At 34.5% G+C, this 21,642-nt stretch carries 21 protein-coding genes and 1 other annotated feature; of the genes, 10 read left to right on the plus strand and 11 right to left on the minus strand.

Annotated elements, in window-relative coordinates; translation table 11 throughout:
* The first annotated feature begins 52 nt into the window (after positions 1-52).
* A complete protein-coding gene (galT, locus tag ACP5QL_RS02255; RefSeq protein ID WP_012583557.1) occupies positions 53-1,027 on the plus strand; it encodes a galactose-1-phosphate uridylyltransferase in 975 nt (324 codons plus the stop codon).
* A complete protein-coding gene (galK, locus tag ACP5QL_RS02260) occupies positions 1,017-2,159 on the plus strand; it encodes a galactokinase (RefSeq protein WP_428125174.1) in 1,143 nt (380 codons plus the stop codon). Before galT ends, galK begins: the two co-directional genes overlap by 11 nt.
* On the opposite strand, the gene cimA is transcribed toward galK, so the two are convergent.
* The 8 genes from cimA to ilvB are packed head-to-tail and all read right to left on the minus strand — an operon-like array spanning position 2,156 to position 11,332.
* Complete coding sequence (gene cimA, locus ACP5QL_RS02265) at positions 2,156-3,730, minus strand: citramalate synthase (protein ID WP_428125176.1); 1,575 nt, start codon at positions 3,728-3,730, stop codon at positions 2,156-2,158. The genes galK and cimA overlap by 4 nt on opposite strands.
* A gap of 5 nt (positions 3,731-3,735) precedes the next feature.
* The gene (gene leuB / locus ACP5QL_RS02270; protein WP_012583554.1) at positions 3,736-4,827 is read right to left on the minus strand and encodes a 3-isopropylmalate dehydrogenase; all 1,092 of its coding nucleotides are present in this window, start codon (positions 4,825-4,827) and stop codon (positions 3,736-3,738) included.
* Positions 4,824-5,327 carry a 3-isopropylmalate dehydratase small subunit gene (gene leuD / locus ACP5QL_RS02275; RefSeq protein WP_164931084.1) on the minus strand — a complete coding sequence of 168 codons (504 nt, stop codon included), beginning with the start codon at positions 5,325-5,327 and terminating at the stop codon, positions 4,824-4,826. The genes leuB and leuD overlap by 4 nt, the downstream gene beginning before the upstream one ends.
* Positions 5,327-6,601, minus strand: a complete 1,275-nt coding sequence (gene leuC, locus ACP5QL_RS02280) for a 3-isopropylmalate dehydratase large subunit (RefSeq protein WP_012583552.1) — start codon at positions 6,599-6,601, stop codon at positions 5,327-5,329. The genes leuD and leuC overlap by 1 nt, the downstream gene beginning before the upstream one ends.
* Positions 6,602-6,618: 17 nt before the next feature.
* Positions 6,619-8,130 (minus strand): 2-isopropylmalate synthase, encoded by a 1,512-nt coding sequence (locus ACP5QL_RS02285; protein ID WP_012583551.1) that lies wholly within the window; start codon positions 8,128-8,130, stop codon positions 6,619-6,621.
* A gap of 13 nt (positions 8,131-8,143) precedes the next feature.
* Positions 8,144-9,142 (minus strand): ketol-acid reductoisomerase, encoded by a 999-nt coding sequence (ilvC, locus tag ACP5QL_RS02290; protein ID WP_272995249.1) that lies wholly within the window; start codon positions 9,140-9,142, stop codon positions 8,144-8,146.
* Between the two features lie 17 nt (positions 9,143-9,159).
* On the minus strand, positions 9,160-9,645 hold the full coding sequence (gene ilvN, locus ACP5QL_RS02295) for an acetolactate synthase small subunit (protein WP_428125181.1): 486 nt from the start codon (positions 9,643-9,645) through the stop codon (positions 9,160-9,162).
* A 13-nt stretch (positions 9,646-9,658) separates the two neighbouring features.
* Positions 9,659-11,332, minus strand: a complete 1,674-nt coding sequence (gene ilvB / locus ACP5QL_RS02300; RefSeq protein ID WP_272995250.1) for a biosynthetic-type acetolactate synthase large subunit — start codon at positions 11,330-11,332, stop codon at positions 9,659-9,661.
* A gap of 39 nt (positions 11,333-11,371) precedes the next feature.
* Positions 11,372-11,594 (minus strand) — a binding site (T-box leader).
* Positions 11,595-11,840: 246 nt separating this feature from the next.
* On the opposite strand from ilvB, the gene ACP5QL_RS02305 reads away from it, so the two are divergent.
* The 8 genes from ACP5QL_RS02305 (at position 11,841) to ACP5QL_RS02340 (ending at position 19,190) form a co-directional block, all read left to right on the plus strand.
* The gene (locus tag ACP5QL_RS02305) at positions 11,841-12,644 is read left to right on the plus strand and encodes a prepilin-type N-terminal cleavage/methylation domain-containing protein (RefSeq protein ID WP_428125184.1); all 804 of its coding nucleotides are present in this window, start codon (positions 11,841-11,843) and stop codon (positions 12,642-12,644) included.
* Position 12,645: 1 nt separating this feature from the next.
* Positions 12,646-13,215, plus strand: a complete 570-nt coding sequence (locus ACP5QL_RS02310; RefSeq protein ID WP_428125186.1) for a PulJ/GspJ family protein — start codon at positions 12,646-12,648, stop codon at positions 13,213-13,215.
* A 31-nt stretch (positions 13,216-13,246) separates the two neighbouring features.
* On the plus strand, positions 13,247-15,166 hold the full coding sequence (locus tag ACP5QL_RS02315) for a DUF7305 domain-containing protein (protein WP_428125188.1): 1,920 nt from the start codon (positions 13,247-13,249) through the stop codon (positions 15,164-15,166).
* 10 nt (positions 15,167-15,176) lie between these two features.
* Complete coding sequence (locus ACP5QL_RS02320; protein WP_012583544.1) at positions 15,177-15,752, plus strand: prepilin-type N-terminal cleavage/methylation domain-containing protein; 576 nt, start codon at positions 15,177-15,179, stop codon at positions 15,750-15,752.
* A 136-nt stretch (positions 15,753-15,888) separates the two neighbouring features.
* Complete coding sequence (locus tag ACP5QL_RS02325; RefSeq protein ID WP_428125191.1) at positions 15,889-17,595, plus strand: DUF4900 domain-containing protein; 1,707 nt, start codon at positions 15,889-15,891, stop codon at positions 17,593-17,595.
* The gene (locus ACP5QL_RS02330) at positions 17,586-17,834 is read left to right on the plus strand and encodes a hypothetical protein (RefSeq protein ID WP_012583542.1); all 249 of its coding nucleotides are present in this window, start codon (positions 17,586-17,588) and stop codon (positions 17,832-17,834) included. Before ACP5QL_RS02325 ends, ACP5QL_RS02330 begins: the two co-directional genes overlap by 10 nt.
* A gap of 19 nt (positions 17,835-17,853) precedes the next feature.
* The gene (locus ACP5QL_RS02335) at positions 17,854-18,411 is read left to right on the plus strand and encodes a type IV pilus modification PilV family protein (RefSeq protein WP_012583541.1); all 558 of its coding nucleotides are present in this window, start codon (positions 17,854-17,856) and stop codon (positions 18,409-18,411) included.
* Positions 18,408-19,190: a prepilin cleavage protein gene (locus ACP5QL_RS02340; RefSeq protein WP_273333545.1), complete on the plus strand. Its 783-nt coding sequence runs from the start codon at positions 18,408-18,410 to the stop codon at positions 19,188-19,190. Before ACP5QL_RS02335 ends, ACP5QL_RS02340 begins: the two co-directional genes overlap by 4 nt.
* On the opposite strand, the gene ACP5QL_RS02345 is transcribed toward ACP5QL_RS02340, so the two are convergent.
* The 3 genes from ACP5QL_RS02345 to ACP5QL_RS02355 are packed head-to-tail and all read right to left on the minus strand — an operon-like array spanning position 19,173 to position 21,641.
* Complete coding sequence (locus ACP5QL_RS02345) at positions 19,173-19,712, minus strand: hypothetical protein (RefSeq protein WP_428125195.1); 540 nt, start codon at positions 19,710-19,712, stop codon at positions 19,173-19,175. The genes ACP5QL_RS02340 and ACP5QL_RS02345 overlap by 18 nt on opposite strands.
* Before the next feature lies 1 nt (position 19,713).
* A complete protein-coding gene (locus ACP5QL_RS02350; RefSeq protein ID WP_012583538.1) occupies positions 19,714-20,256 on the minus strand; it encodes a hypothetical protein in 543 nt (180 codons plus the stop codon).
* A complete protein-coding gene (locus tag ACP5QL_RS02355) occupies positions 20,253-21,641 on the minus strand; it encodes a PilN domain-containing protein (protein WP_012583537.1) in 1,389 nt (462 codons plus the stop codon). Before ACP5QL_RS02355 ends, ACP5QL_RS02350 begins: the two co-directional genes overlap by 4 nt.
* Position 21,642: the final 1 nt, after the last annotated feature.

Below are 21,642 nucleotides of genomic sequence, written 5' to 3' on the forward strand. Positions count from 1 at the left end.
GATGGAAGATTGATGTATTATTATGATTTTGAATTAGAAGGAGAGATAGAAGATGAGCAGTGAATTACGCTGGCATCCATTTTTAAAAGAATGGGTAATAGTTGCTGGCAAAGTACAAGAGAGACCTGTTCTTCCTGCAAGAAATGCTTGCCCTCTGTGTTATGGTGGAATAGAGGTACCAAAGCCCTTTGACATAGCAGTTTTTGAAAATAGATATCCCTCTTTGACCAAGGAAACTCCTGACATTACTGAATGGGAAGATGAGATATACAAAGTAAAAGGTGGTAAGGGAGTTTGTGAAGTAGTCTTATACACTATGGATCACGATTCCTCTATGTCCAGAATGCCTCTTGAACAAATAGAGAAACTGATACTAGTTTGGGAAGATAGATATAAGGATTTGGGAAGCTTAGACTTTATTCAGTATGTTCTTATATTTGAGAATAGGGGAGAGATAGTAGGCGTAAGTTTACATCATCCTCATGGTCAGATTTACGCTTTTCCCTTTATACCTCCTATAATTGAGAAGGAACTAAAAGCCACTAATGAATTTTATGAAGAGTACAAAAAATGTCTATTTTGCTCTATTTTAGAAAAGGAGCTAAAGGAAGAAAAAAGAATTGTGTATGAAAATAAGTATTTTACAGCATTTATGCCTTTTTATGGTAAATATCCCTTTGAACTCCACATATATTCCAAACGACATTTAGGTTCTCTCACCGAGATGACCTATGCTGAAAAGATGTACCTTGCTGAGATTATTCAAAAAATAACAAAAGCTTATGATAATGTCTATGGCTTTAATTTTTCGTACATGATGGTATTTCATCAAAAACCCGTTAAAGGGGATTATCCTAATTATCATTTTCATGTAGAGTTTTACTCTCTTCATAGAGCAAAAGATAAGATAAAATATCTTGCAAGCGTAGAATCTGGAGCTGGAACCTTTATAAATCCTTTACCACCTGAAGAATCGGCCGAACTTATGAGAGAAAGTTTGAGGAGGATTTCTAAAAATGAGAAGTAACTTCGAAAAAATTTTTGGAAGTAAAGAAGGTTTTAGGGTTTTTAGGGCTCCGGGTAGAGTGAATTTAATAGGTGAACATACTGATTATCATTATGGTTTTGTTCTGCCCATAAGCATAAATAAGTTTTTTTATTTCTACCTGAAGAGAAATACAGAGAATAAATTTAGAGTTTTCTCAGAAAACTTTAATGATTATTTTGAGTTTGATTATTCGGATTTGATTTTTAATAAAGAAAAACCCTGGGTAAACTACCTTATGGGTGTGATAAACGAGATAAGAAAAATAAAAGGAGAAATTCCTTACTTTGATGCCTATTTATATGGAGAGATTCCTATGGGAGCAGGCTTATCAAGTTCAGCTGCTTATGAAGTTTCAGTTGCTTATGGAATTTCTGAATACTTTAATTTAAATATTGAGAAAAAAGAGATAGCAAAACTTTCTCAGAGAGCAGAAAATAACTTTGTAGGAGCACCTTGTGGCATTATGGATCAGTTTATTGCAACTTTTGGAAGAGAAAATACTGCTCTTTTAATCGATACTTTAACTCTGGATTATGAACACATTCCCTTTGATATAAAAAGTAAAGAATTGAGACTCGCAGTAGTGGACACCAAGGTAAAACATTCCATAGCAGGAGAAGGTTATTCTACAAGAAGAAGAGAGGGAGAAGAGGCTCTGAAAATGCTACAAAAACACTTAAATATAAACTCATTGAGAGAACTTGATGAAAAAGCTTTTGAGCTTTCTCAAGAAATTCTACCCTCCCCATTGAAAGAGAGAGTTGCCCACGTCTATAACGAAAACAAAAGGGTTCTAAATTTTGTAAATGACTTGAAAAATAATAAATGGGAAAATCTACCCAAATATATGTTAGACTCTCACTTAAGCTTAAAAAATTTATATGAGGTAACCTGCGAAGAATTAGATTTCTTAGTTGAAAAAGCTCTTGAGTATGGCGCTTTCGCATCTCGAATGACGGGAGGAGGTTTTGGAGGTTCCACTATAAACCTTGTACCAGAAACCATTATTGAGGAATGGATAGGGAAGATTACTACAAGTTATGAAAAAAAATTTGGGTTTAAGCCGGATATTTTAATATTGGAGACTTCTAATGGAGTGCGGGAGGTTTAAGCCTCCCGCACTTTCATTATTCCATACTCTATACTTTGGACTAGAGATTCCCAACTTGCCTCAATAATGTTTGTAGAGACCCCAACGGTACTCCAAGTATCACCTTTGTCATTAGTAGAGTCAATCAATACTCTAACTTTTGCAGCTGTACCTGCATTACCATTGATTACTCTTACTTTGAAGTCAGAGAGATGAATGTTCTTTAATTCAGGATAAAATTCAATTAGAGCTTTTCTTAAAGCCTGATCTAAGGCATGGACAGGACCATCTCCTTCGGCAGCTACATGAACAATCTGATCTTTTACATTAAGTTTTAAAGTTGCCTCAGTTATTGTTTCGCCAGAGTCTCCTATCTTTTCAATTAAAACCCTTAAGCTTATTAAGTCAAACAATTTTGTCTCCTGACCTAAAAGATGCCTTACTAGAAGCTCAAAAGAAGCTTCTGCTCCTTCAAAATAATAACCTTCATTCTCTAAGTGAGTAATTTTATCTAAGATCAATTTTGCCAAAGGAGAATCTCTGTCAAGATCTATATTAAATTCCTTCACCTTTGATACTATGGTGCTTGTTCCAGAAAGTTCAGAAACAAGTATTCTTCTTTTATTTCCTACTTTAGCAGGATCTATATGCTCATAAGATTTAGGATTTTTAAGAACAGCATTCACATGAACCCCACCTTTATGGGCAAAGGCACTTCTTCCCACAAATGGCGAAGAGGGATCAGGAGGTAAGTTAGCAATCTCAGAGACCCAATTAGCAAGGTCCGTAAGTTGAGAAAGCTTTTCTTCCGGTACAACTTCAATATTCATTTTCAATTGAAGAATAGGTATTATAGTACACAGGTTTGCATTTCCACACCTTTCTCCATATCCATTTATAGTGCCTTGAACTTGTGTTGCCCCTTTTTTTACCGAGACTATAGAATTTGCTACTGCAAGTCCCGAATCATTATGGGCATGTATTCCTATAGGTTTTTTAATCCTTTCCATTACCTTCTCCAAGATCTCTTCCACTTCCCAAGGAAGCGTACCACCATTGGTATCTGCAAGTACAATCCAGTCAGCACCACCCTCTGATGCAGCCTCAAGGGTTGAGAGAGCATACTCAGGATCGGCTTTATACCCGTCAAAAAAATGCTCTGCGTCGTATATTACCTCTTTTCCAAAACTTTTTAGATATTTTACAGAGTCATAAATCATTTTTAGATTATTCTCCAAAGTTGTTCTCAACACCTCTGTTACATGTAAAGTCCAACTTTTTCCAAAGATAGTTACTACAGGTGTATCACTATCAAGAAGAGCTTTTAGATTGGCATCATCTTCTGGCAATACTTGAGCTCTCCTTGTACTCCCAAAGGCTGCTATTTTAGCATGTCTTAAGGGAACTTCTTTTATCCTCTTGAAGAAATTTAAATCCTTAGGATTAGATCCTGGCCATCCTCCCTCAATATAATCTATCCCAAATTCGTCAAGCTTTTGGGCTATTCTTATCTTATCTTCAAGAGAAAATGAAATTCTCTCACTTTGGGCACCATCTCTTAGAGTGGTATCATAAAAAAAAACTTTCTTCATTAATATTAAGCACCTCCCTCGATTACACTACATATTAGATCTCCCATTTCCTCGGTTGTTACCATTTTTTGAGCATAGGGATTGTTAGCATAGAGATCTTTTGTAAAATAACCAAGACTTAATACTTTTCTTACAGACTTTTCTATAAGTTTTGCTTCCTCCTCAAGATCAAAAGAATATCTGAACATTAAAGCTACAGACAAAATAGTAGCAATGGGATTTGCTACGTTTTGACCCGCTATATCTGGAGCTGAACCATGAATAGGCTCATACAATCCCTTTTTGGTTTCTCCAAGACTTGCAGAAGGCAACATTCCAATAGAACCTGTAATCACTGCAGCTTCATCACTCAATATATCTCCAAAAGTATTTTCCGTAAGAATCACATCAAATTGCTTAGGATTTCTCACTATTTGCATAGCACAGTTATCCACATACATATGTTCGAGAGCTACATCAGGATATTCTTTAGCCACTTCTTCCACAATTTTTCTCCATAGTCTTGAGCATTCAAGGATATTTGCTTTATCAACAGAGGTCACTTTCTTTTTTCTTTTTTGGGCCATCTTAAAGGCGACATGTGCTATTCTTCTAATCTCAGAAGTCCTATATATCATGGTATCAATAGCAATTTCTTCACCATTTTCTATTCTGGTTTCCTTAGGTTTTCCAAAATATAGACCTCCAGTAAGTTCTCTTACAATTATAAAATCAACTCCCTTTAAGTATTCTTCTTTAATTGGAGAGGAAAAAATCAATTCATCAAAAATAGAAATTGGCCTTAGGTTGGCAAAAAGATTAAATCCTGATCTTAATTTTAACAATGCTTTTTCAGGTCTTTTGTCTCCAGGAAGGTTATCCCACTTTGGTCCTCCAACAGCACCTAATAATATTGAATCACTCTCTTCGCATATTTTCCAGGTTTCTTCGGGAAGGGGGTCTCCAAATTTATCTATGGCGGCACCTCCTACAATACCTTCTTTTATTTCTACCTGATGGTGGAACTTTTTAGAAAGCACGTTTATTACTTTTATTGCTTGTTTTACCACTTCAGGACCTATACCATCACCAGGAAGTACAGCTATCTTTACCCTCATAAACTACCTCCTTTTACCCTCTCCCTTGCAAAATTAATCAATCCACCCTTTTTTATTATCTCTTGAATAAGGGGAGGGAAGGGGAAAGTGGTAAAAGTTTCCCCTGTAGTTAAATTTTTGAGAACACCTTTATCAAAATCTACTTCTAACTCATCCCCCTCATTAATCCTATCTACTGCTTCTGAAATCTCAAGTATAGGAAGTCCTATGTTTATAGCATTCCTATAAAAGATTCTTGCAAAAGACTTTGCAATTATACACTTCACCCCTGAAGCTTTTATAGCTATGGGTGCATGTTCCCTTGAAGATCCACAACCAAAATTTTCTCCTACTACAAGAATATCTTTTTCTTTTACTTTCTCTTTAAAATTTAAGTCCAAATCTTCCATACAATGTTCTGCAAGTTCTTTTGGATCCGTAGTATTCAAATATCTTGCAGGAATAATAACATCAGTATCTATATTGTCTCCATACTTTAATGCTTTACCCTTATATATCATCATTCCTTCACCTCCACTTCCCAAGGAGCAGCTATTCTTCCTAAAATAGCTGAGGCTGCTGCAACTGCAGGATTTGATAAATAAACCTCACTCTTTGGGTGTCCCATTCTTCCCACAAAATTTCTATTGGTTGTAGCTACTGCCTTCTCTCCCTCTGCTAAAACTCCTAAATGACCTCCCAAACATGGACCACAACTTGGAGGAGTTATGGAGGCTCCTACCTCAAGGAATATTTCTATTAAACCCTCCTTTAATGCTTGCATATATACATTAGGAGTAGCAGGAGTTACTATTAATCTCACATCCTTATGAACTTTATGTCCTTTTAAGATTTTTGCTGCAAGTCTTAGGTCTTCAATTCTTCCATTAGTGCATGATCCTATATATACTTGATCAATATAGATATCTTTCCCTATATCAGAGATCTTTTTAATATTACTAGGAAGATGAGGAAAAGCAACAATAGGCTCCAAATTTGTAACATCCCACTCATAGATTTCTTTATAATGAGCGTCCTCATCACTCTTATATACTTTAAAGTTTCTCTTAGCTCTATTCCTTACATACTCCAAGGTGATTTCATCAGGCTCAATTATTCCATTTTTAGCTCCCGCCTCTATAGCCATATTACATATAGTTAACCTATCGGACATAGATAAATTCCTTATTACCTCACCAGTAAACTCCATAGCTTTATACCTTGCGCCATCCACTCCTATTTGTCCAATGGTATAAAGTATTAGATCTTTACCTGTAACCCACTGAGAAAGTTTTCCATAATACACAAATTTTATGCTTTCAGGCACTTTTAACCATATTTCTCCCGTTGCCATCGCATAAGCAAGGTCCGTACTTCCAACACCAGTAGAAAAGGCACCAAGGGCACCATAGGTACAAGTGTGGGAGTCAGCGCCAATTATAGCATCTCCAGGAAGGACTAAGCCTTCTTCAGGAAGCAATGCATGTTCTATTCCTACTCTACCTACTTCGTAGTAGTATTTTATACCTTGCTTTTTAGCAAATTCCCTCAGTATTTTACTTTGCATAGCTGATTTTATATCTTTATTTGGCGTAGAATGATCAGGTACTAATGCTATTTTCTCATTATCAAAAACCTTTTCCACTCCAATTTTTTCAAATTCCTTTATAGCAAGGGGACCAGTTATATCATTAGCTAATAGAAAATCTAATTTAACAAATATCAATTCACCAGGAAATACTTCTTTTTTGCTTGAATGATCAGCCAATATTTTTTCTGTAATAGTCATTCCCATGGATCCATTTCCTCCTTTTAATCTTTTCCTTTTAACATTACCAATTGATTTAATGCCCTTAAGTAAGCCAAAGCACTTGCCTCAATAACATCAGTACTGGTGGCTCTCCCTACATATATGTTCCCATCCTTATCAGATAATTTCACCATAGCTTCTCCCAGTGCATCGGTTCCACCAGTCACAGATTTTAAAGAGAAGTCTTCAAGAGAGTGGGGAACTTTAACTGCCTTTGTTATAGCTTTATAAACTGCATCTACAGGCCCATTACCAATTTCTACAGTTTTTATTTCTTCTCCATTCTCAGAAATTATTATAGTTGCAGTAGGTACAATACCAATTCCACTTACTACTTGTAAATGACGCAATTTATAATACTCAGGTATTATTCTTATTTGATTGGATACTAAAGCTTCTATATCTTTATCAGTAATTTCCTTTTTCTTATCAGCAAGTTCTTTAAATCTTCTAAAAGCCTCTTCTAATTGATCAGGAGGTAAAGAATATCCAAGCTCTTGCAGTCTTTTTTCAAAGGCATGTTTGCCCGAATGTTTTCCAAGAACAATTTTGCTCTCAGGAATTCCAATAGTTTTTGGATCAATTATTTCATAGGTACTTGGATCTTGAATTACCCCATGTTGGTGTATTCCTGATTCATGAGCAAAAGCATTTTCACCTACAATTGCTTTATTGGGTTGTATAGGTATGCCTGTGAGATTACTCACTAACTTGCTTGTTTTATATATCTCTTCGGTTTTTATACTAACCTCAAAGGGAAGTCTTCTTACTTTTATTGCCATAACAATCTCTTCCATAGCTGCATTTCCAGCCCTTTCGCCAAGTCCATTTACGGTACACTCTACCTGCTCAGCTCCGTTTACTATAGCAGAGAGAGAATTAGCAGTAGCTAAACCCAAGTCATTATGACAATGAACACTCACTCTAGCTTTGTCAATGTTTCTGATGTTTTCTTTTAACCTCCTTATCAATTCCCCAAATTCCCAGGGTAGGGCATAACCAACCGTATCTGGCACATTAATGACTGTTGCTCCTGCTTCAATAACTGCCTCAAAGATTTTTACTAAAAAATTAAAGTCGCTTCTTACTGCATCTTCCGCAGAAAATTCCACATCGCTGCAATATCTTTTTGCATATTTTACTGCAGAGACCGCTTGCTCTAAAACTTCATCACGGGTTTTCTTTAATTTTTTCTCAATATGAATATCAGAAGTAGCAATGAAAGTATGGATTCTTGGAGACTCAGAATATTTTATAGCTTCCCAGGCTCTGTCAATATCCATAGGAATTGCTCTTGCTAAGGCTGCAATAATAGGTCCCTTTACCTTTTCCGCAATGTTTTTGACTGCCTCAAATTCACCAGGAGAAGCAATAGGAAATCCCGCCTCAATAATATCTACATTAAGTTTTGCAAGTTGTTTTGCGATCTCTAATTTTTCTTCTTTATTCAGGTTTACCCCAGGTGTTTGCTCTCCGTCTCTTAAAGTAGTATCAAAGATATACAACTTACCCATCAAAATCACCACCCTATTTCTTAGGTTTTAACCAGGGCATCATTTCTCTTAAAACCTTTCCAACCTTTTCTATAAGATGATCTTCATCTTTTTTCAATAGAGCATTAAAAACAGGTCTTCCGACCTGATTCTCTAATATCCATTCTTTAGCAAATTGTCCGCTCTGAATTTCGTTTAATATTTTCCTCATCTCTTTCTTTGTTTCTTCATTTACGATCCTTGGACCTCTAGTAATATCTCCATATTTTGCCGTATCAGAAATAGCTTTCCTCATAAAACTTATTCCACCTTGGTTTATTAAATCTACAATGAGTTTCATTTCATGGAGACACTCATAATAAGCCACCTCTGGTTGATAACCTGCTTCTACCAAAGTTTCAAAACCAGCTTTTATGAGGGCTGTCACCCCACCACAAAGTACCACTTGTTCTCCAAAGAGGTCAGTTTCAGTTTCCTCCTTAAAAGTAGTCTCCAGAACTCCAGCTCGAGTTGCACCAATTCCCTTAGCATAAGCTAAAGCTATATCTCTACATTTTTGAGTATAATCTTGATACACAGCAAAAAGGGCAGGGACTCCTTTCCCTTCTACATATAAATCTCTTACTAACGGTCCAGGGCCCTTAGGGGCTACCATAAATACATCTACAAATGGGGGTGGTACTATTTGAGAAAAGTGAATGTTAAAACCATGAGCAAAACCTAATGCTTGATTTGGTCTCAAATAGGGGAGAACCTTTTCTTTATAAATTGTAGGCTGTTCAGTATCTGGTATTAGGAACATTAAAACATCAGATTTTTGAACGGCATCCTCTATTTTTTCTACCGTCATACCTTCTTCAAGAGCTCTTTTCCAGGACTCTCCATTAGGTCTTACTGCGACTATAACCTTTATTCCACTATCTCTTAAATTTAAGGCATGGGCTCTTCCTTGACTTCCATATCCTATAATGGTGACAATTTTATCCTTTAAGGCCTCAAGACTAACTTCTGTGTCATGATACACTTTTGCCATTTTTAAACCCTCCCTAATTAATAGAGTTTTAATCCTCTCTCCATAACGATCTTTCCTGTTCTTACCATCTCTTTAATCCCATAAGGTTCTAAATTCTTTTTAAAAGCGTCAATTTTCTCGCTATCACCTGTAATTTCAATTATCAAATCCTTATCACTAACATCTATAATGTTGGCTCTAAAAATTTCTACAAGATCAATTATCGCTCTTCTCGTGGTAGCATCGGATTTAACCCTAATCAGAGCCAACTCTCTCTCCACTACAGGAACTCCAGTAAAATCATTAACTTTAACTACTTCAATTAACTTGTAGGCTTGTTTTGTGATTTGTTCTAATACTTTTTCATCACCCTTAACTACAAGGGTTATTCTTGAAAGGTGAGGAACTTCAGTAGTATTTACTGCAAGACTCTCAATGTTATATCCTCTTCTACTAAATAAACCAGCTATTCTTGCGAGTACTCCTGGTTTGTTTTCCACAATTAAGGAAAGGGTATGTTGCATAATATCGCCTCCTCTAATCAATAAGCATTTTGTCAATAGACCCGCCTGCAGGAATCATAGGAAATACATTTTCTTCTCTATTAACTTGGATGTCTACTATTACAGGGGAATCATTAATATTTAATGCCCATTCAATGGCTTCATCTAATTCTTCTATTTTTTCAACTCTTCTTCCGTATGCTCCATAAGCCTCTGCGAGTTTTTCAAAATTAGGAGCAACATCAAGAAGAGTACAAGAATATCTTTTTTCATAAAATAATTCTTGCCATTGTCTTACCATACCAAGGCAACTGTTATTAAGAATAAAAATCTTAACTGGAAGTCTCTCTGAGGCTGCTGTGGCGAGCTCCTGAATATTCATCTGAATACTTCCATCTCCAGCAATATCAATAACAATTTTATCTCTATTACCAATTTGTGCTCCAATAGCCGCTGGAAATCCAAACCCCATAGTGCCAAGTCCGCCAGATGTTATAAATTGTCTTGGCCTTTTCACTTTATAATATTGAGCAGCCCACATTTGATTTTGTCCTACTTCTGTTACTACTATAGCTTCGCCCTTGGTAAGTTCATATATTCTTTCTATAACATATTGAGGTTTGATTATATCATTACTCATTCTATATCTTAATGGATATTTGGTTTTCCATTCCTTTATTTTCTCCCACCACATAGCATTTATCTTTGGTTCAACCACTTCTACAAGTCTTTCTAGAGCTCTCTTAGCATCGGCCACAATAGGAACGTAAGGATTAACGTTTTTACCTATTTCAGCAGGATCAATATCTATGTGTATAATTTTGGCATTAGGGGCAAAGGTTTCTACTTTTCCCGTAGATCTATCGGAAAATCTTACGCCAATGGCAATAATAAGATCACTATCATTAATCGCGTAGCTTGCATAAGCTGCGCCATGCATTCCTATGAATCCGCAAGACAGTTCATGGGTTTCCGGAATTGAACCCTTTCCCATCAGACTTGTAACCACAGGAGCATTTATTTTCTCGGCAAATTTTATTAATTCTTGTGAGGCTTCTGATGCTATCACTCCACCTCCTGCAAGAATTATTGGTCTTTCTGCCTCCTTAATTAACTGAGCAGCTCTTTTTATTTGCAAAGGATGAGGGTCATAGTTAGGTTTATATCCCAAAAGGTCAACCTTTGAGGGGACAGAATATTCTATTTTAGATAAGAAAACATCTGAAGGTATATCTACAAGTACAGGACCTTTTCTTCCTGTTTTTGCAATATAAAAAGCTTCCTTTATGATTCTTAGAGCTTCGTGGGGATTAGTAATAAGATAATTGTGCTTCGTAATTGGCATGGTTATGCCTCTTGTATCTACCTCTTGAAAAGAATCCTTTCCAATAGCAGAAGTTTTAACTTGTCCTGTTATAGCTACGATTGGTATCGAATCCATATAAGCAGTAGCTATTCCAGTGGTGAGATTTGTAGCACCAGGACCAGATGTGGCTATGCAAACTCCAACCTTACCGGTAGATCTTGCATATCCGTCTGCCGCATGAGCCGCACCTTGTTCATGCCTTACCAGAACATGTTTTAGAGTGGAATTATGAAGGGCATCATAAAAACCTATTACTGCGCCGCCTGGATATCCAAATATTACTTCTATGCCTTCTTCTTCCTGCATATACTTTATGATTGCTTCGGCAACAGTCATTAACATTTTTTTTACCTCCCTTCTTAAAATAAAAGCTTCTCAACCATAAAGGGTGAGAAGCTTTCCCACGGTACCACCTTTCTTGCCTCAAGTTAAAGAACTCAAGGCAACTCTAACCTTTAACGCAGGTATACGGAGATCCCTACTTTACTCATTCAGGATCTCAGCTCCGAGGCGAGTTCCGTAATCCCATATTACCAGCTTTCACCTTATGCTGGCTCTCTGTAAATATGGGAAATTACGTACTACTCCTCTTCATCGCCATTGATTTTTAGGATTTATTTTAGTCAGTAATGATATCATAGTATGTTTTTTTTGTAAAGAGGGTATGAGATAAATTTATAAAAGAATTTTCAAATTTTCTATTTTACTTCCGATAATATATATTATGTAAAGTTATAGAACAATAAGTCAATTTTCTTTATTTAAATAGTTGAATAAATTTTAATTGAATAAATTTTAAAAATTTTGGGTATAAATTAAAATAAGAAAGATATCAGTTCGGAGGAAAGATGTGAGCTTATTTAAAAATTTGAAAGGCTTTTCCTTAGTAGAACTTCTCGTTAGTATGACCATACTACTTATCATTATGAGTTTTTCTCTTCCAGTTTTTGTCTCCTCTGGAGAGAAGATTAAAAAGACTGAACTTTCAGAAATAGCTAAAAACATAGCTTTTTATACAATGGAGTATATAAGGGCAAGAAACATAACTTGTCAAAACAATCCTGAAAAAGGATCTATTATAGATGCTAAATATGGCTTAAGCTATGGAAACAGTTATACTTTAGGAAATGACTCTTCTCATTATTATCCTGGATTGGTAGACATAAATGGAAATCCTTTAAGTATTAATATTAGCCCTAGCCTTCCCTACCAAACTTATAACAATAATCCTCAAGCTTTTTACTCTGTATTACAAGGTTTTGTACCCTATGGAGTTTCTGATCCCAATCTTAATAATAATAGAGATAAAAGCACCAACTTACTCCCCATAATTAAGTACTCAAAAAATATACCAAAATATATTTTTAGGGCAAAAGAAAATTATACTCCAAAGATCTACACAGATGACACACGAAAAACTGATCCTACTTCCTTTGATTATGATCCTCACTACACAAATGATAGTAATTTACTAAAGAACACAACAAATTATGAGGGTTTTAGGGTTCTTACCCGAATAGTGGCAAGAAAAAGATACCCCAACGAGCCAGACCATGTGCAATTTTATGATGTTCTTGTGAAAGTTTTTTGGGTTTATGGGAATAGAGAATATTCTTATGAGGTATCAAGCCAAATAATGACCTGGGGAGAATAACATGAGGAAAGGAGAAAAGGGATTTACTCTTATAGAAACATTGATAGTTATTGTCATATTTATGATTATCTTCTCCCTTATTTTTGGTGCTCTTCTCTACTCTTTTCAAATATCTCGATCTCAACAAGTATATGATGAAATTCTTGATGATATAAATATTTTTATTCAACAATTGTCCAATGAGTTAAGACAGGCTTATACTATAACCTTTCCGGCATATTCTACATATTCTGATAACTTCGCTGATTTTAGTCAAAATAAATTAATTGAATTCAATATTAGAGATGATAAAAATCAGATCAGAAAAATAATCTACTCTTTTGGAGCTCCTAACTCTAAAGGAATGAGAGAGGTGCTTTATAGTCTAAATCTATCTACCGATGGTGGATTTACATATCAAAGTGTCATCAGCAGTCAACCTTTAACTGATAAGGTATTCAAAAACATAATCATAAGAAGACCTTATTGGGATCCAAAAGTTGTGGAGGTGGAGATCTTCGCAGAGTCTCTTCTTCCCTACGGAAATACAATAAATATGTACAGGATTTTTTTGATCTCTTTAAGACAGTAAATTAATCTTTTCTGACTGGGGGGAGTTTAATATGATTAAAATTACAGAAAAAGGATACTCTACTATTGTGTTAGTATTGGTTTTGGGTTTAATATTTCTTGGAATCTCAATAACTCTTCTTAATACAGCCCTAACCAAGGATACCCTTTTTAGTGAAGAAAAAATGTCAGATAATCTCCTTGTCGCTTGTGATTTAATGCTTGATAACACACTCCTTACTATAAGTGATTTCCCTAAATTTTTATCTCTATCTGCCCGTAATGTTAATTCAGATATTTATAAAAACCTGAGTATCATATCTACAAAATTAACTGATGAAAACATGATTAAAAAAGCATCAGCATATTACGTTTTGAGCTTTTTGCTCTCAAAAATTAATGGTGGCGAAGTAGTTAATTTAAACAACAGCTTAAATCCCTATCAGGATATAGGAGCAAGTTATAGTAATTATATTCAAGCGAATAAAACTCCTGGATCATTATGGGATATTTTAGACAATTATGGAACATATTTATACGATTTATCTGATAAAAGGCTGTATAAAGTAGTTGGATTAAATAGTAATGGGATATATTATTTAGTTCCTAACTTATCTGAAATAAATGGGAGTACATTGCTGCAGGAGTTTTATTCAAGCAACGTTTATAGGCTTTCTGACCTTGATTATAATTTTAAAATAAATTCTCGATGGATAGTAATAAGAACAAATGTGCAATACAATGATGATAATGGAAGTAATGGCGAGTTTCAGATAAGAATTACAGCCTACTATTTAAGCAGTCCAAATAGAATTAGATCTATCTATTCTTCTGCCAAAATTGGAAGCATCTTAGCCCAGATTATTAAGGATTATACTAACAATATAACACCTCCTGCTTTTAATCATGCAGTTTGGTCTGGAAATCGCTTAACCATAAATGGAGCCTTAAATATATACTCAGGCAACATATCTCCAAATGGAACCTATACACCTACATATACTAATGGAGATTTATATGTAGATGGAAATATAGTTTTAAATGGAAATCCAAGAATATATGGGAATCTGATAACTTCACAGCCTCAAGAGGTAAATCCTATCACTATAACTGGAGCACCATATATTCAAGGACAAATAATTTACAACCAAAAGGAATCATTACCAGAAATTCCCCTTCCCTTAGAGGAACAAATAAAACAGATAGCAAGTTCTTACGGTGCAATCCAAAAAGGATCACTATCTACTTATAGTAACTATACCCTTATAGTAAATGGAAGAAAATATGATGGAACAAACGTTCCTTATTACATAGACGGTAGCTTGACCTTAAATGCAACTGGAAATGTAAAAATAAACTCCACCTCATCTAATCCTCCTGTAGCTCTATATGTTAATGGAGATCTCACTTTTAATGGTGATTGTACCCTTGAGTTTAATTCTCCTGGAGTTATTTGGGTAAATGGAGATGTAATTTTTAACGGAACAGTTAAGATAAAAGGCTCAGGAACCATAATATCAACCAAGAAGATTCAATTCAATGGAGCACAAAGAATTAAATATCTTGACGATAAAAGTATTTCAGCTCTTGTCTCCTTAGGGCAAGGAACAAATGGAGGAATAGTAGTTAATGGAAACGTAGAATATCACGGTTTAATGTATGCTCCATACAGTAACATTACCTTTAATGGAAACTCTACCATATTTGGAGCTGTTATTGGAGGTGGTTATGGAAGTACTCAAGGAGTTACCTTCAACGGGAGCCAAAATATTGTTTATGATAACAGACTCGCTAATAATACTATTTCTCCACCACCATTGATGGGAGAGCCATTGAAGTATGTTAATGTTTCTTTTGAAGCCTTTTCCTCTTCAGGAAAAGTATTAAGAAACAGATGGGCAGAGATTATAACTAAGACTGTTTCTGAGAATTATGTAAGCTCTCTAAATCCTATTATAAATATAAAGATGTAAGGACCGAGCTATGAGAAAAGGGTTCAGTCTAATAGAGTTATATATTGTCATTGCAGTTTTAGCCATTATTGCAATAGCGAGTATTCCAACTCTAAGAAATTTCTATGAGAGAAAGACTTTGGAAAATATAATGTGGCAACTTGCTCAAGATTTAAGGATTGCAAGAGAAAAGGCAATTGTTCAGCAGCAAGATCTTATTGCCTACATAGGAGAGGATGAGTATTATATTGAGTTCATGCAATATGGAATGTTACAAAATCCTCAAATTTACAATATACATTTTGTACCAGGAGATGCTAATTCTCGTTATTTTAAAATTGTAAAACTGCCTAAGAATATAAAGTTACAATTTATTTCTCCTACTGTGAGTATTAACGGCAAAAATTATTTAGGGGTTGTGTTTAAAGCTGGAGGAAATGCTAATGAAATTAGAGGACAAGCTAAAATTGTTAATTTATTAAGTGGTAGAACTTTGTATTCAGATAGTAATATAGACAATAATGGGGTGGTGATAACAGGCAAGAGTATGAGTATAAATTTATCCTATTCAATTAAAATAATGGCAACAGGTAAAATATCTCTATAGATATATTTTAAAACTTAAAAAACCAAATCTAAACTTCAAACCCTATTAGTTTGGAAATAACTGTGTTTATTTTTACGTTTTTAGGTGTATAATTTATTTTAGAAAAATCTTAATTTTTAATAAGGAGTGTTAACAAATGAGAATCAAAAAAGGGGAAAAGGGTGATATTAGCCTGATAACAGCTATAACCTTTGCCATTTTTATAACTGCTTTGATTGCTCTTGTGGTAAATTTCCCCATTGAACAGTCCTTCTTTACCCGTAGAAGTCAAGCAAGAGATCAAGTACTATACGCTACTCAAGTAGGAATTAAAACCGTTCTCACCACTGCAAGATACTACTTAAAAGATCAATTAACAAGAAGAAAATTAACAGACATAGATGAGAATTTTTTATCCTCCCTTTTATCAAAAAATAATACCAATTTTATTAATACTATCAATTATATTTATACAAATACTTCCCAGGTAGATCCTAATACTGTTTACTCCATTTTAGATTACTCTTTTAGTTTAGCAAACTACACTGCAATAACAAGAGGTGGAACAACCGACGAAGTTAGCTATACTTATGTATATACTATAACCTGTCTCGGACAAAAAGTAAATTTTAATCCTACCATAACCCTTCAAGTTACCGTCACGGGAAAAATCGAAGGAGTGCTAAGAAAGGAAAATTTTGCTAGGTTTGCATTGTTTACCGATAGACACTTAATGAGCGATGGTTCAAGGGTCTGGTTTACTGATAGAACAAAGTTCTATGGACCTGTTCATACTAATGGACAATTTGCTTTTGCTTATACTCCACAATTTTTTGATGAAGTTTCATCGGTAGCTACAACCGCATACTTCTATAATGGTGGAAATCCAAGACAACTTGCAGCAGATAGCAATCCTCCGAGAGATATCCCTTATTTTGCGAAGGGATTTACAAGGGGAGCTCCTGCAATCAATCTTCCTACTGTAGCTTATACTCAGCTTTATGCTGCCCTTTCCTACTTTCCAAATGATAATTTTCCTACGTACAGTCCCACTTATTCGGTAATAAGAAACTATCTTGGACTGCCTCCTGGAAACACTGCCCCTCCTAACGGAATATATACCATAACTATAGCCAATGGCGGTGGAATATATATACAGGGTGATGCCAGTATAGAATTTGGAAAGGATTCCTTGGGTAGATCAGTTTATACTATAACCCAGGGATCGAGTACTTATGTATTTACAGTTGATGTTGAAAATAACAAAACCTATGTAAAAATAGGAAATCAAATTATAGAGATAAATAAAGCCCCTAATGGAGTTATTTATGTTAATGGAAATGTCACAAGTATAAAAGGTATGGTACAGAAAGATCAAAGGATTACAGTGGTTGCTAAAAGTAACATTACCATTACAAATCATTTGACCTATGAGGATGATCCAAGAAACAATCCAGATGCTGTAAATGTGCTCGGACTTCTTGCAGAAACTGGCAATATAATTATTGATCCAAAAGATAGTAGTGGAAATGTATTGGGAGATCCCAATATTCATGCAGTACTTATGGCTCCAAACGGTGTGGTACAGGTAGCAAATTATAGCACGAGACCCCCAGCTGGGGATGTACATCTTTTAGGAGGTATTATCTCTAAAAACTATGGAGCTTTTGGTACCTTTTCCACAGACAGAAATGGAAACCCAATTCCAACAAGTGGTTATGGTAGAGATTTTTGGTACGATTATAGAATGAGATCAGGCTATGCTCCACCCTATTTCCCAACCACAGGAAGAACTATACAAGAAGGCAATCCTCAAACCCAAAGATGGATTTCCATTGACTCTTGGAGGGAAATATGGAAATAAAAAATATTGACAAAGTTTTGTTAATTATAAGTATAGCTATTTTCATAGTCATATTGATCTTTAAAATATTTTCAATTAGGAATTTCAATGAATATACATCACCAAAGGAGATGAAGGAAAGAGTGGAAAAGGATATAAATTTGGAGATTGAAAGCACAGTTAAGTCAACCAACACTTTAAATATTAATAACACACCTGAAAAGGGTCCTTATCCTCCCTTTGTGGAGTTTGTAGAATAAAATCTTGGGGGGTGATGGTGTGAGAATAGATAAGGAAAAAGGACAATCTTTAGTGGGGGTAGTGGTATTCACCATTATCTTGATGATATTAGTACTTAGTTTAACGGGGGCTACTATTTGGAGCTATGCCTTAAACAAAAGAGCAAGAGATAGAGCTGAAGCTCAGGATATTGCCAAAAATATTATTGAGACAACAAAAATTTGGGCGGGAAGTAGCGAAGCAAACTTTGATGCATTAGTAGAAAATGAAGTAAATAGTACAAGAGCAATCCCTGCAATACCTACCATAAGACCTGCAATTCCTGCAGATCCACCTGAAAATGACAGACTATATACGGATTTTTATAACATTCCTAAGGTAAATGGAGCACCTAAATATGTAGTACAATTTCTTGTCAAAGATTATCAAAGTCCGGGATCTTCTATTGCTATAATGAAGAGAATTACGGTGAGGGTGTACTATGCGAAGCCAAATGGAGAAATTAATACCAGTATACATAAGCCTGGAAGTGGTGCACCGCCAAAAAGGTATGAAAATCCTTTGGCAGAACTTGCGGGGGTAGTTACAAGACCATGAAAAAAGGAATGAGCTTAGTTGAATTAATCATTTCTCTCTTCATACTATTTATTATACTTGCAGTAACCTTCGCCATATGGATGTCGGTACAGAGGGATTTTATTTCTCAAAAACTTGATAGAGAAATATACGAGTATCTTAATTCAGCAAAAACCAACATCCTTGATTCTGTGCTAAAGAGTATTTTTATATATCCTCCAAATGTAAATATAAGGCTTTCCGATAGTTCAAATTTTAATCTTAATATAAATGAAAGAATTGGTTATGATAAACTTCTTACAATCACCCCTGCCTCCTCAGGAGGTTACTTTTTAAATGTCTACTTAACAAGACCAAGAGTTCCTACAGATAGTGCTCTTCCAAATGCAAGAATGCTTTTATATTATAGAAAATTTATAAATTGGAGCCCTCAATACGCTACTTATACCATTACTGTCGCTTTTACAGGCACATCTAAGACTCTAAAGATAGGAAAAATCACTAATTATCCTACAAATATAACCTTTACTTCTGGAGAATTTCCAAAAATAATTGCGGATTACATAGTACCCAACGGCTTTACTGTAAGCTATTATGTAATTGATTATAGTACTCTGGATCCGTCAAACAATACATACTCTTTAACTACTTATACCGATACTATTCCTTCAAGAAATACAAATATTCAACAGGTGCAAGTTTCTTTAAGCATTCAAAGAAGGTATCAAAATATAGTAAGAACAAGAGACGTTACCTTCAATGGAACGGTATTCTTAGAGGAATTACCTATCTCCTACTAATTTCAGGATGTAGTCTTTATTATTTTTGCGTAGAGTAATAGTGTTATTGTTAATATCAAGCTTAATTATATGATATCCATCTATTTCTTTACCTTTTTCAACCACAAAACTCTCTTCCCTTCCAACTCTTTCTAAAATTGCTACTTCGCTATACTCTCCCTTTAGTATTCCTCTTAAGATAAAGGGTGGCTTTTCAAGTTCAGATACAACCTTTGGAACAGTCTTATCAGTGGATACAGAATTCTTGATACTAATCTTTTCTTTTTCCACTTTTATTAGTGGTTTAAAAGGATCATCTCTTCCTAAAGATAACCTATAATTTTTTCTAATGCCATCCATAGTTTTTATTGCCTTAATATCTTCTATTTTTTCTGCATCTTGTTTAACAAAGGATATTTTTTTTGCTAATACTATCTCTTCAAAATCCTCCCTTAAGAGTCTGTCAACATTAACTACAAGATAAGTATTTAATCCTAAGGAGGCAATTAGAAAAGTACTTAATAAATAGTCTATCTTCTTCATATTATTCCCCTCCTTCAAGGACATATACGTCAAAAATTACATTAAGAGTTAACAGGTTCTCGCTACTCATGAGTTGAACTTGATTAAAGCTTATAGGATAACTCTCGTCATAAAGATCCCTAAAGAAGTCTATAAATTGATTGTAATTTCCTATGAGCTTTAAGTTAATAGGCAATTTTTTGAGCTTCAAAGGGAAATTTTCAGGAAGATCTTGTATCTCCTCAAAATCAGAAGGTTTTATCTCAAAGCTCGTTATTTTGTTTCTTTTTATCACTATGCTCAGATCTTTAAAAAATATGGGAATTTCCTCTTCTCTTAAAAAAAGAAGATTTCTCTCCGCAAAAATAACCCTTCTTCTTTCTTCTATTTTATTTAAGGTATCCCTTAATGTGGCTATGCTTTCTATGGCATTTTCTAACTCTAATCTTTTTGTGTTATACTCCCTTTCTTTCTTACTTACCTGAGAATATTTTGGCATTACAAATAAAATCAAGCCAAGAAGTAAAACGATGGTAAAAATGTATAGATGTATTTTGTTTCTCATTTTATATACCCCACCACCCTAAATTTTTGTACTTCCTTATTTTCCATAATTTCTAAAATAGCGCTTTCTAATTTAATACTTTTAATCCTCTCATAACGAGACAATGCAAGCAAAAAATCCGCAACTCCTTCGGTATCAAGACTGTATCCCTCTATAATTAATTTTTTATCAATTCCAATATCAAGAGCTGTAAGCCATACATTTTTAGGGATAAAATATCTTAAGTCGGAAAGAAAAATAAAAGGAAGAGATACTGCAGATCTTTCTTCAAGCCATTTTTCTAGTATTTGTACCATTGCATTTTGATTGTCAACTTCTTTCCTCAAATTAGAAATTTGATCATTGTATTTGAGAATTTCGCTTTGTAGATAGTTTATTTTCCTATCCAAATCTCTAATTTTTAAATCAAAATAGAAATTTATAGGAAAGATTAAAGAAAGAGCAAGAAGAAAGGAAATAAGGGATCTTATGATTAATTCTCTATCTATAAGAATCCTCTCTTTTATAAAATTGATCCTTAGTATATTTACGTCATACAATGCTGTTCCCAAAAGGGAAATATTGAGATTTTCTATGATATCTACTTTGTAATCTAAGGATAGATTTTTTACAAAATTCTCTGCAACCTTAAAATATCTTTCATCTTCTCCAAATATTACTATATTTTTATCTCCAAGTTCATAAAAAGCACTGTTTAAATAAGTAATCAACTCTTCTTGCCAGCTTAAAAAGGTAGTATCAAAGGATAGTTCATCTAAGTTATAGAAATCATTAATTCCCACACTTAAGTTTATAATAGAATTAATCTTTTTTTCCTTTATAAAAACTAAATCTGTGGTCTCATTACCTATAAATATAATTCCATTGGGATACTTATTTTTACCCGACCAAAGAATATACCTTGTCCCTGAGACAAAAGATGGCTCAAAAGAAACAAGCTTACATCCTAAATTCTTAAAGATGCTCTCCCAAGTATTAACTATTACCTTAGGAATTGTGGCCACAGTAGTTCTTATCTTACTTTTATCCTGATCAAGCATGGAAAAGGTAAACAGACTATAATTTTCATCAAAGGCTTGATACTCTTCAAGGTCATCAAGAATTGCCATTTCAAGCTCTTTTATAGACATATAAGGGTATTCTGAGGTCCTTAGAGATATATCTTTGCTTTCAAAAAGCATAACAATTTCTTTGTCTTTTATTTTGTTTTCCCTAAAGACCTTCTCAATTCTCTCTTTAACTAAATTTACTTCTTCTAATCCTCTATTCCAAAAATCTCCCGTAGGAATTTCTACTTCAATATAATCTCTCAGCTCTACTTTTTTTCCTTTTTTAGAAATCCTCGCAATCCTTAATTTTCCATTAAGCCATTGAATTCCAATCATA

It is taken from the genome of Dictyoglomus sp. (genome assembly GCF_049968615.1).
Taxonomy (GTDB): domain Bacteria; phylum Dictyoglomota; class Dictyoglomia; order Dictyoglomales; family Dictyoglomaceae; genus Dictyoglomus; species Dictyoglomus turgidum.